The organism is Burkholderia sp. ABCPW 111 (assembly GCF_000773065.1).
Classification (GTDB): Bacteria; Pseudomonadota; Gammaproteobacteria; order Burkholderiales; family Burkholderiaceae; genus Burkholderia; species Burkholderia savannae.
This window is the reverse complement of the sequence record NZ_JPWT01000100.1, coordinates 1-12130: the sequence shown is the minus strand read 5'-3', so window position 1 is coordinate 12130 and position 12130 is coordinate 1. Positions and strand designations below refer to the sequence as shown.

The 12130-nt window shown below is 67.5% G+C and carries 9 protein-coding genes; 5 read left to right on the top strand and 4 right to left on the bottom strand.

The features are described from left to right. Positions 1–60: 60 nt before the first annotated feature. The 5 genes from X946_RS23370 to X946_RS23350 all read left to right on the top strand — a co-directional run bounded on the left by X946_RS23370 (position 61) and on the right by X946_RS23350 (position 7076). Entirely contained in the window at positions 61–1242 is a 1182-nt protein-coding gene (locus X946_RS23370; RefSeq protein WP_038752738.1) for an isovaleryl-CoA dehydrogenase, read from the top strand. Positions 1243–1264: 22 nt separating this feature from the next. Next, complete coding sequence (locus X946_RS23365) at positions 1265–2872, top strand: carboxyl transferase domain-containing protein (RefSeq protein WP_038752736.1); 1608 nt, start codon at positions 1265–1267, stop codon at positions 2870–2872. Between the two features lie 19 nt (positions 2873–2891). Then, positions 2892–3677, top strand: coding sequence for an enoyl-CoA hydratase/isomerase family protein (locus X946_RS23360; protein WP_038752734.1), 786 nt, complete (start codon positions 2892–2894; stop codon positions 3675–3677). A gap of 126 nt (positions 3678–3803) precedes the next feature. Next, entirely contained in the window at positions 3804–5804 is a 2001-nt protein-coding gene (locus tag X946_RS23355) for an acetyl-CoA carboxylase biotin carboxylase subunit (RefSeq protein WP_038752732.1), read from the top strand. A 126-nt stretch (positions 5805–5930) separates the two neighbouring features. Then, positions 5931–7076: a DUF2827 domain-containing protein gene (locus X946_RS23350; protein WP_038752730.1), complete on the top strand. Its 1146-nt coding sequence runs from the start codon at positions 5931–5933 to the stop codon at positions 7074–7076. A gap of 110 nt (positions 7077–7186) precedes the next feature. On the opposite strand, the gene X946_RS23345 is transcribed toward X946_RS23350, so the two are convergent. The 4 genes from X946_RS23345 to X946_RS32185 form a co-directional block, all read right to left on the bottom strand. Further along, positions 7187–7654: a DUF4019 domain-containing protein gene (locus X946_RS23345; protein ID WP_038752728.1), complete on the bottom strand. Its 468-nt coding sequence runs from the start codon at positions 7652–7654 to the stop codon at positions 7187–7189. 51 nt (positions 7655–7705) lie between these two features. Then, on the bottom strand, positions 7706–8854 hold the full coding sequence (locus X946_RS23340) for a DUF2827 domain-containing protein (RefSeq protein ID WP_038752727.1): 1149 nt from the start codon (positions 8852–8854) through the stop codon (positions 7706–7708). Positions 8855–8875: 21 nt separating this feature from the next. Then, a complete protein-coding gene (locus X946_RS23335; RefSeq protein WP_038752725.1) occupies positions 8876–10030 on the bottom strand; it encodes a DUF2827 domain-containing protein in 1155 nt (384 codons plus the stop codon). Further along, positions 10027–12130 (bottom strand): YadA family autotransporter adhesin (locus tag X946_RS32185; protein WP_235364055.1); only part of this gene is annotated, 2104 nt, incomplete at its 5' end. The genes X946_RS32185 and X946_RS23335, both read right to left, overlap by 4 nt.

Genomic DNA, 12130 nt, shown 5'->3' with positions numbered 1-12130 from the left:
CCGATTTGAGCGAGACTCAATAATCGGCGCTTCCGTGGACTTCCTGGAGACGGAGGAGACATGATCAACCTGCCCGGCGTGAACTTCATGCTCGGTGAAGACATCGAGATGCTGCGCGATTCGATCGCGCATTTCGCCGCGAAGGAAATCGCGCCGCGCGCGGCCGAGATCGATCGCACCGATCAATTCCCGATGGACCTCTGGCGCAAGTTCGGCGAGCTGGGCGTGCTCGGGATGACCGTCGCCGAGGAATACGGCGGCGCGAGTCTCGGCTATACCGCGCACATGGTCGCGATGGAGGAGATCTCGCGCGCGTCGGCGTCGGTCGGGCTGTCGTACGGCGCGCATTCGAACCTGTGCGTGAACCAGATCCACCGCAACGGCACCGACGCGCAGAAGCGCAAGTACCTGCCGAAGCTGATCTCCGGCGAGCACGTAGGCGCGCTTGCGATGAGCGAGCCGAACGCGGGCTCCGACGTCGTCAGCATGAAGCTGCGCGCGGACAAGCGCGGCGAGCGCTACGTGCTGAGCGGCACGAAGATGTGGATCACGAACGGCCCGGATTGCGACACGCTCGTCGTCTACGCGAAGACGGAGCCCGAGGCCGGCGCGCGCGGCATCACCGCGTTCATCGTCGAGAAGGGGATGAAGGGCTTCTCGGTCGCGCAGAAGCTCGACAAGCTCGGAATGCGCGGCTCGCATACGGGCGAGCTCGTGTTCGAGGACGTCGAGGTGCCGCAAGAGAACATCCTCGGCGAGCTCAACGGCGGCGTGAAGGTGCTGATGAGCGGGCTCGATTACGAGCGTGCGGTGCTCGCGGGCGGGCCGACGGGCATCATGGCCGCGTGTCTCGACGCGGTCGTGCCGTATGTCCACGATCGCAAGCAGTTCGGCCAGCCGATCGGCGAATTCCAGCTGATCCAGGGCAAGATCGCCGACATGTACACGACGTTCCAGGCGTGCCGCGCGTATCTGTACGCGGTCGGCCGCCATCTCGATTCGGCGGGCAGCGCGCACGTGCGCCAGGTGCGCAAGGACTGCGCGGGCGTGATCCTCTACACCGCCGAGAAGGCGACGTGGATGGCGGGCGAGGCGATCCAGATCTTGGGCGGCAACGGCTACATCAACGAGTACCCGGTCGGCCGCCTGTGGCGCGACGCGAAGCTCTACGAAATCGGCGCCGGCACGAGCGAGATCCGCCGCATGCTGATCGGCCGCGAGCTGTTCGCGGAAACCGCCTGACCCTGCGCGCGGAGCCCACGCGATGCCGATCATCGAATCCAAGCTGAACCCGCGCGCCGACGAGTTTCGCGCGAACGCCGCGGCGCTCGAGGCGCTCGTCGCCGACCTGCGCGAGAAGATCGACCGGCTGGCGCTTGGCGGCGGCCAGGCCGCGCGCGACAAGCACCTGTCGCGCGGCAAGCTGCTGCCGCGCGAGCGGATCGCGCAACTGCTCGATCCGGGCACGCCGTTCCTCGAGCTGTCGCAGCTCGCCGCATACGGGATGTACAACGACGAAGCGCCGGGCGCGGGCATCGTCACGGGCATCGGCAGAATCGCCGGCCGCGAGTGCGTGATCGTCTGCAACGACGCGACGGTCAAGGGCGGAACCTACTATCCGGTGACCGTGAAGAAGCACGTGCGCGCGCAGGAAATCGCGGCCGAGAACCGGCTGCCGTGCGTGTACCTCGTCGATTCGGGCGGCGCGAACCTGCCGAACCAGGACGACGTGTTTCCCGACCGCGATCATTTCGGCCGGATCTTCTTCAACCAGGCGAACCTGTCGGCGGCGGGCATCGCGCAGATCGCGGTCGTGATGGGCTCGTGCACCGCGGGCGGCGCGTACGTGCCCGCGATGAGCGACGAATCGATCATCGTCAAGGAGCAGGGGACGATCTTTCTCGGCGGCCCGCCGCTCGTGAAGGCGGCCACCGGCGAGGAAGTGAGCGCCGAGGATCTGGGCGGCGGCGACGTGCACACGCGCCTGTCCGGCGTGGCGGACCATCTCGCGCAGAACGACGCGCACGCGCTCGCGATCGCGCGCACGATCGTCGGCAACCTGGGTGCGCGCCGCGGCGCGTCGCTCGCGATGCGCGAGCCGCTGCCGCCGCGCTACGACGCGAAAAGCCTGTACGGCGTGATTCCGGTCGATACGCGAAAGCCGTTCGACGTGCGCGAGGTGATCGCGCGCATCGTCGACGATTCCGCGTTCGACGAATTCAAGGCGCGCTACGGCACGACGCTCGTCACGGGCTTCGCGCGCATCTGGGGGCACCCGGTCGGCATCGTCGCGAACAACGGCATCCTGTTTTCCGAATCGGCGACGAAAGGCGCGCACTTCATCGAGCTGTGCTGCCAGCGCAAGATCCCGCTCGTGTTCCTGCAGAACATCACGGGCTTCATGGTCGGCCGCAAATACGAGAACGAGGGCATCGCGCGCCATGGCGCGAAGATGGTGACGGCCGTGTCGACCGCGAAGGTGCCGAAGTTCACGGTGATCATCGGCGGCTCGTTCGGCGCGGGCAATTACGGCATGTGCGGCCGCGCATTCGGCCCGCGGTTCCTGTGGATGTGGCCGAACGCGCGGATCTCGGTGATGGGCGGCGAGCAGGCGGCGTCGGTGCTCGCGACGGTGCGCCGCGACGGGATCGAGGCGAAGGGCGGCGAATGGTCGGCGCAAGACGAGGAGGCGTTCAAGCAGCCGATTCGCGACCAGTACGAACGCCAGGGCCATCCGTACTACGCGAGCGCGCGCCTGTGGGACGACGGCGTGATCGACCCCGCGCAGACGCGCGACGTGCTGGGCCTCGGCCTTGCCGCCGCGATGAACGCGCCGATCGAGGACACGCGGTTCGGCGTGTTCCGGATGTGATGGACGCAAGGAGCCGACGATGCGCTACGAAACGATCGAAGTGACCGACGACGGCCGCATCGCGACCGTCACGCTCGCGCGCCCCGACGTGCGCAACGCGTTCAACGAGACGATGATCGCCGAGCTGACGACCGCGTTCGACCGCATCGACGCGCATCCGTCGCTACGCGCGGCCGTGCTCGCCGCGCGCGGCCCGGCGTTCTGCGCGGGCGCGGACCTGAACTGGATGAAGAGGATGGCGGGCTTCTCCGACGACGAGAACCGCGCCGACGCGCGGCGTCTCGCGCGCATGCTCGAGGCGATCCATCGTTGCGCGAAGCCCGTGATCGCGCGCGTGCACGGCGACGCGTACGCGGGCGGCGTGGGGCTCGTCGCCGCGTGCGACATCGCGATCGCGGCCGAAGACGTGAAGTTCTGCCTGTCGGAAGCGCGCCTCGGGCTGATTCCCGCGACGATCGCGCCGTACGTCGTGCGCGCGCTTGGCGAGCGCGCCGCGCGGCGCTATTTCGCGACGGCCGAAGCGTTCGACTGTGCGAAGGCCGCGCAGCTCGGCTTCGTCCATGAGCGCGTGCCGGCCGATGCGCTCGACGCGACCGTCGCGAGGCTGGCCGAAGCCTTGTGCGCGAACGGCCCGCAGGCGGTGCGCGCGTGCAAGACGCTCGTGCGCGACGTCGCGGGCCGCGCGCTCGACGCCGCGCTGATCGAGCAGACCGCCGACTGGATCGCGAAGACGCGTGCGGGCGCGGAGGCGCGCGAAGGCGTCGCGTCGTTCCTCGAAAAGCGCACGCCGTCGTGGCGCGCGTGACGCGGCGCGCGCCGCCGCTGCCGCCCGCGCACAGCGGAGCGGTGCCGTAGCGGCCGTGACGAAGCGCGGCGCGCGGCCCGCGCACCGAACCGAATCCGTTATCGATCTTCCGTTTTCCGACCCATCATGTTCGACAAGATCCTGATCGCCAATCGCGGCGAAATCGCCTGCCGGGTCGCCGCGACCTGCAAACGCCTCGGCATCGCGAGCGTCGCGGTCTATTCGGACGCCGACGCGCACGCGAAGCACGTCGCCGCGTGCGACGAGGCCGTGCACATCGGCGGCCCGGCCGCCGCCGACAGCTATCTGCGGATCGAGCGCATCATCGACGCCGCGCGCGCGGCGGGCGCGCAGGCGATCCATCCGGGCTACGGCTTTCTGTCGGAGAACGAGGATTTCGCGCGTGCGTGCGAGGAGGCGGGGATCGTGTTCGTCGGGCCGCCCGTCGAGGCGATCGCCGCGATGGGCTCGAAGGCCGCCGCGAAGGCGCTGATGCACGCGGCCGCGGTGCCGCTCGTGCCCGGCTATCACGGCGACGATCAGACCCCCGCGCTGCTGCAACGCGAGGCCGACCGCATCGGCTATCCGGTGCTGCTGAAGGCGAGCGCGGGCGGCGGCGGCAAGGGGATGCGCGTCGTCGAGCGCGCGGCCGATTTCGCGGCGGCGCTCGCGTCGTGCCAGCGCGAGGCGGCGGCGAGCTTCGGCAATGATCGCGTGCTGATCGAGAAATACCTGCAGCGGCCGCGCCACGTCGAAGTGCAGGTGTTCGGCGACACGCACGGCCACGCGGTCTACCTGTTCGACCGCGACTGCTCGGTGCAGCGCCGCCACCAGAAGGTGCTCGAGGAAGCGCCCGCGCCGGGCCTCGCGGATGAGCTCCGGCAGGCGATGGGCGAGGCCGCCGTCGCGGCCGCGCGCGCGGTCGGCTACGTCGGCGCGGGCACCGTCGAATTCATCATGACGGGCGACGCGTTCTACTTCATGGAGATGAACACGCGCCTGCAGGTCGAGCATCCGGTGACGGAGATGGTGACGGGGCTCGATCTCGTCGAGTGGCAACTGCGCGTGGCGGCGGGCGAGCCGCTGCCGATGAAGCAGGCCGATCTGCACGTGCGCGGCCACGCGATCGAGGCGCGCCTGTACGCGGAGAATCCGGCGCGCGGCTTCCTGCCGTCGACCGGACGCCTGAAGCACCTGCGATTTCCGGCGGGCGTCGAATTCGCCATCGGCGCGGCCGTGCGGATCGACAGCGGCGTTCGCGAGGGCGACGCGATCACGCCGTTCTACGATCCGATGATTGCGAAGCTGATCGTTCACGGCGACACGCGCGCGCAGGCGCTCGCGACGCTCGGCCGCGCGCTGCGCGAATGCGAGGTCGTCGGCCTGCATACGAATGCGGAGTTCCTGCAGCGGATCGTCGCGAGCCGGCCGTTCGCCGACGCGGATCTCGACACCGGCCTGATCGAGCGCCATCGCGACGCGCTGTTCGCGCCGCAGCCGGCGCCCGCGGCGGCGCTCGGCCTCGCGTGCGCGGCGCTGCTCGCGCGCGAGCGTGAGTTCGCGGGCGAGGGCGGCGCGGCGTCGCCGTGGGGCGCGCTGCCGAATTGGCGGCTGAACGCCGGCTACCGGCGCACGATCGAATGGCGCGCGCTCGACGACGACGCGACGCTCGAAGTCCGCTATCTGGACCACGGCGGCGCGCAGTCGCTCGAAGCGGGCGGCGTCGCGAAGCCGTTCGCGTGGTCGCGCGGCGCGGGGCCGCTCGACTTCGACGTGACGTTGGGCGGCGTGCGCGCGAGCGGCCGCGTGCATGTCGACGGCGACACGTTCCACGTGTTCTGCCAGGGCGTCGCGCGCGCGTTCGAGTGGCGCAACCTGCTCGCGCACGCGGCCGATTCGACGGAAGGCGAGGGCCGGCTCACCGCGCCGATGCCGGGCAAGGTGATCGCGGTGCTCGTCGAGCCGGGGCAGAAGGTCGAGCAGGGCGATCCGCTCATCGTGATGGAGGCGATGAAGATGGAGCACACGATCGGCGCGCCCGCGGCGGGCGTCGTCGGCGAGGTGCTGTACGCGGTGGGCGACCAGGTGGCGGACGGCGCGCAACTGCTCGTGATGGGGCCGGCTTGAGCGAGCGGCGCACGTTAACGATATCTGACAGTCCGGTTACATGATGTCCGCTAGACTCGAATACTGGTGCGGGCGGTAGCGCAGGGCATGCGCTACACTGCGTAATTCCCTTCCCTCCGGCATGCAATGACATCCCCTGTCGATTTGAACGGCTTGCGCATCGGTATCACGATTGGCCTGCGCGAGCCGAACGAGAGCCTCTGGATCAACGGCATCAAGCAAAACGCGCTGTTTCTCGCGAAGCTGCTGATGAAATCGTCGCGCGGCTATCGGGTGACGATCGTCAACACGACGGACGTGCCGATCACCGACGCGCTGCCGTGGGACCGCCGGATTTTCGACACCCGCTCGTTTGTCGACATGAAGGATTCGCTCGACGTGCTGATCGAGCTCGGCGGCCAGATCGACGGCGAGCAGACCGCGTATCTGAAGGCGCGCGGCGTGAAGCTCGTCAGCTACTGCTGCGGCTTCGAATACATCCACGCGACGCAATCGATCCTGTTCGGCCGCCGGATGTGGGAAACGCTGTTCATCAACCGCGGCTACGACGAGATCTGGGCGATTCCGCAGGTCGCGCCGTCGTCGCTGCCGTTCCTGCAATCGCTGCGGCGCTGCCCTGGGCGCGTCGTGCCGTTCGTCTGGGACCCGATGTTCCTCACCGAGCGCACGCGGCTGCTGCGCGAGCGCGGCGAGTACCGGCCGAGCGGCAAGCGCGCGAAGCGGCTCACGGTGATGGAGCCGAACCACGATGTCGTCAAGTTCTGCGTGTATCCGATGCTCATCATCGATGAAGTCTATCGGCGCGATCCGGACGCGATCGCGTTCGCGCACGTGACGAACGCCGAGCGGCTCGCGCACGACAGCCCGGAATTCGTGATGCTGATGAACTATCTGGAGATCGTCCGCGCGAGCAAGGCGAGCTTCGTCGGCCGCTTCGATACGCCGACGTTCCTCGCCGAACACACGGACGTCGTCGTGTCGCACCAGTGGGAGAACCCGCTCAACTACTTCTATTTCGACGTCTGCTGGCAGGGCTATCCGCTCGTCCACAACGCGCATCTCGTGCCCGACATCGGCTACTACTATCCGGACAACGACGTGCTGACGGGCGCGGAAGTACTGACGCGCGTGCTGCGCGAGCACGACGACGACTGGGAAGGCTACGCGACGCGGCAGCGCAGCCTGCTGCGCCGCTATACGTCGAAGAATCCGACGCTCGTCGCCGAATACGATACGCTGCTCGCGAATCTCGTCAACGACTGCGGGCGCTGAGCGGCGAGCGAACGAACGCCGCGCGTGCGATCGGCGCCGCGGCGCTTCGGCCCGCGTGCCGATCCCGCTGGTTCCGGCTCTTCAATTCGATTGGTCTCGATTCAGCCTAGTCATTGCCCGGCGAGCGACGGCGTCACGCCTTGCTGCTCGCGCGGCGCATAGGAGACGAGGTGCCAGCGGCCGTCGCTCTCCCGGCGCAAGCTCAGCTTCTCGAACACGACCTTGCCGCCTTGCAGCGTCGTCGTGAAATCGACGTTCGCGTACAGCCCGTCCGGCACGTCCTTCGTGTTCGCGAACTGGATCAGCATGATGTCCGACCATCCTCGCCGCGTGACCGCGCCGAGCGGCGCGCGCAGCCGCCGCGTGTCGTCGGCGAAGCGCTGCGCCGTGTATCGCTCCTTGACGAAAGCGGCGGAATCCCGCCAGACCAGATCGAAGCGGCCGTCGTCGATCTGCTTCAGCACGTCCTCGGCGCTTTGCAGCACCGCGTCGGGAGACGGGCTCGCCTGCGCGTGGGCGAGCGGGCCGGCGGCCAGCATGGCGGCGGCGATCACGCATCGGGCGACTAGCTTGTTCAAGCGACCTCCGGGTCGAAATAGGGCGGCGCGGCGCATGCGGCGATGCCTGCGTTACCGGTACAGCGCGGCGAGCGCTTCCGTATAGGCCGCGACGTTGTTCGGGTTGTAGATGCTGACCGAATCCAGAATGTGCCGCGACTGCTCGCGATACGCGTCGAGGTTCGCGTCGTGCTCGTGGAACGCCTTCAGCAACTGGCGGCCGCCTTCCTGGCAGTCGAAATCCGGATAGAAATAACCGGCGCGGCCGAGGTACGGCGAATTGTGGACGAGCGGATAGTCGCCGTACAGCAACTCGTAGTACAGATAGTTCTGCGCGTTTTCCCACGTGTGCGACACGACCGCGTCGCCGTACGCCGCCATGAATTCGTAGACCGCGAAGCGCCCCTCGAACGTCGTGAGCCCATGCGCGACGATGTCGAGGCTGCGCGCGAAATGGACGAACGTCGTGTGCTCCTTCATGTGCAGCGTGTTGCACACGCGCACGAATTCTACGAAGCTCGGCTGTGCGCGATACGCCTCCTCGGTGACGAGCATCGGCACGATGCTCGTCTTCACCATGCAGATGTTCGGCTCGAACGTCGCGACGCGCCAGCGCGGCTTGCCCGGCTTGTAGCCGAATTCGAGCCCCGGGCCGAGCGTCGCGCGCGCCTTGTCGAACAGCAGCGGATGCCAGATGTGCGGCACGATCGTCACCGGGCTGCGCAGCCCCGATTCGAGATAGTGGCTGCACGAATGCTCGAATTCCGGAATCGTCCAGACGCCGTCGTAGCGCGCGCCCGAGAACAGGAAGCCGGACGGCTTGTCGAAGATCGCGCGCTCGATGTCGATCACGTAGTCGTTGCCCACGCGCATCGTCACGACCTTGCCGCCGCGCTGCTGATATGCGGCGATCCATTCGGCGTTGAACTGCGCGCTCATTTCGATCAGCACGTCGCAGCGCGTCATCGCCTCGTCCATCGAGATGAGCGGCACGTTCCATTCGCCGAGCATCAGTTGCGGATCGGCGTCGCCCGTGCCGCCGTTGACCATCACCGCTTCGGCGACGAGCGGCGACTGGCGCAGCAGCAGCACGAGCAGCAGGCAGTTCTGGAAGATGCCGTTTTCCCACAGCGACTGGCCGGCGCCGCGCACGAACAGCGACACGCCGACGACGAGACGCTTGCCGCCGTTCGGCACGTCACGGGCGGTGGTTTCGGGCATGCGTTCTCTCCGGGAATAGGCTTAGGCGAACAGACGCGCGACATACGCGTCGAGGTTGTCGCGGTTGTCGATCGAGACTTCGCGCAGCAGCGCGTCGGCGTGGCGGCGATAGTCGTCGAGATGCGCGTCGTGATGGCGCCACGCGTGCAGCAGCGCGCGGCCGCCCGCCGCGGAATCGAATTCCGGGTAGTAGTAGCCGGCGTCGCCGAGGCGCGGCGAGTTGTGCACGAGCGGGTAGCCGCCGTACAGCACGTCGTAGTACAGATAGTTCTGCGCGTTTTCCCACTGGTGCGAGATCACCGCGTCGCCGTGCTGCGCGAGGAACGACGGCAGATCGATGCGCGGCTCGAAGGTCGCCTTGTGCTGGCGGACGAGATCGAGACTGTTCGCGAAATGGACGAACGTCCGATGCTCCTTCATGTGCAGCGAGTTGACGACGAACAGATGCTCGACCGCGTCGGGCTGCGCGCGGTGGAATTCGTCGGCGGCGAGCATCGGGTAGTGGCAGGTCTTCACGACCGAGATGTTCGGCTCGAGGATCGACAGCCGCCACTTCGCGCGGCCGGGCGCATAGCCGAAGCGCAGGCCCTCGGCCTCGAGCTGGCGCGCGCGGCGCTCGATGAAGTACGGCGACCAGATGTGCGGCATCAGATGGACGGGCGCCCGCAGCAGCGTGCGCAGCAGCGGCATCGCGGTCTTTTCGTACTGGGGCAGCGTCCAGGCTTCGTCGAACGGGCCGCCGTTGAAGATGTGGCCCGACGGCCGGCCGAACATCGGCGTCTCGCAAAGCCCCGCGTACGTGTGCCCGACGAAGCAGACGACGAGCTTCTTGCCGAGCGCCTTCATGTACTTGAGCCAGTCGACGGGCAGCTGCGCGCCCATCTCGATCACGACGTCGAGCGCGTGCGACACGTCGCGCGGGTTCACGAGCGGCACGTCGAGGCCGCCGAGATCGAGGCCGGCGGGCAACGCTTTCGCGTCGCCGCCGTTCAGGAAGTAGATCGGGCCGACCCGCTCCGACTTCCTGAGCATCATCGCGAGGAACGCAATGTTCTGATGAATGCCGTTTTCCCAGATCGCCTGGCCGTCGCGGGCGAAGAGCGAGATGCCGACGGCCAGGCGCTTGCCGGGCGCGTCACGCGGCCCGGTCGATGAAGAGTGGACGGAGTCGATCACCAGCTATATCCATATCCTGCACCGAAGGTCTTGTTCTGCCCCGACACGCCGATGCCCAGCTTGAGAATGCCGTTGGTTGTCACATGCGCGCTCGCGCCGAATGCCATCCCCGACTGACCTGCGAAGCGCGCGACGCCGACGGCGACGTTGATCGTCTTGCCCGGCTCGACCTGCGGCAGCATCGTCAGCGCGGTGGCGGCCGCGATGCCCTGACGGGCCATCGAATCGGTTTGCTGCAGCGCTTGCTGAGTCTGGGTCAACTGCGAGCCCAGATTGTTGATCTGGGACTGCTGGCCCGTCAGCGATTGTGACATAGAAGTGGACAGCGCATTCAACTGGTTGACGTTGACCGCGTCGGTGCCTTCCGTGCCGGCGGCGACGTTCGTGACCTGCCGCTGCTGCGTCGAGCTGCCGACCGAGACGACGTTCGAGCGGCCGCCGTCGGTCGAGCCCGCGCCGATCGCGACCGAGTTCGAGCCGGCCGTGACGGACGGCGCGGTGGCGTTCGGCGCGCTCATGTCGGCGGCGATGCCCGTGCTCGACGGCAGCGAGCGGATGACGTTGGTCGTGCTGTTGACGATCGTCGTCGACAGCGACGTGAGCTGCGTGCTGATGTTGGTCACGCTCGTCGACAGCGACGCGACGCTGGTGTTCGTCGTCGACAGGCCGGTGGACAGCGAGCCGATGCCCGTGGAAGTCGACGTGGAGAGCGACGCGACGTTGCTGTTGGTCGTCGACAGGCTGGTGGACAGCGAGCCGACGGCGGTCGAGGTCGACGTGGAGAGCGACGCGACGTTGCTGTTGGTGGCCGACAGGCCGGTGGACAGCGAGCCGACGGCGGTCGAAGTCGACGTGGACAGCGAGGCGACGTTGCTGTTGGTCGCGGCGAGGCCGGTCGACGCCGACGTGGAGAGCGACGCGACGCTGCTGTTGGTCGTGCTCAGGCCGGTGGACAGCGAGTTCACGTAGGTGAGCGTCGACGTGGACAGCGACGCGAGGTTGCTGTTGGTTGTCGCGAGACCGGTGGACAGCGAGCCGATCGAGCTCAGCGCGGACGAGAAGGTCGTGGAAGTCGACGTGGACAGCGAAGCGACGTTGCTGTTCGTCGTGCTCAGGCCGGTCGACAACGAATCGACGCTGGTCGAAGTCGAGGTCGAGAGCGAGGCGACGTTACTGTTGGTCGTGCTCAGCCCCGTCGACAGTGAACCGATGCCGGTCGACGTGGAAGTCGACAGTGAAGCGACGTTGCTGTTGGTCGTGCTCAGGCCAGTGGACAGCGAATCGACGCTGGTCGAAGTCGACGTGGACAGCGAAGCGACGCTAGTCGAAGTCGACGTGGACAGCGAGGCGATCGAGCTGTTGGCCGACGACAAGCCGGTCGAGGTGGAGGTCGACAGTGAGGTCAGGCTGCTGTTGGTGGTGCTGAGGCCGGTGGACAGCGAGCCGATGCCCGTGGAGGTCGATGTGGACAGCGACGCGACGTTGCTGTTGGTGGTGCTCAGGCCGGTGGACAGCGAATCGACGCTGGTCGAAGTCGAGGTCGAGAGCGAGGCGACGTTACTGTTGGTCGTGCTCAGGCCAGTGGACAGCGAATCGACGCTAGTCGAAGTCGACGTGGACAGCGAGGCGATCGAGCTGTTGGCCGACGACAAGCCGGTCGAGGTGGAGGTCGACAGCGAGGTGAGGCTGCTGTTGGTCGTGCTGAGGCCGGTGGACAGCGAGCCGATGCCCGTGGAGGTCGATGTGGACAGCGACGCGACGTTGCTGTTGGTCGTGCTCAGGCCGGTCGACAACGAATCGACGCTGGTCGAGGTCGAGGTCGAGAGCGAAGCGACGGAGCTGTTCGCCGAGCTGATACCCGACGAAGCGGAAGTGGACAGCGAGGTCAGCGAGCTATTGGTGCTGCTGAGACCACTGGACAGCGAAGCGACGTTGCTGTTGGTGGTGCTGAGTCCGGTGGACAGCGAGCCGATACCCGTGGACGTCGACGTGGACAGCGACGCGACGTTGCTGTTGGTGGTGCTCAGGCCGGTGGACAGCGAATCGACGCTGGTCGAAGTCGACGTGGACAGCGAGGCGATCGAGCTGTTGGCCGAGCTG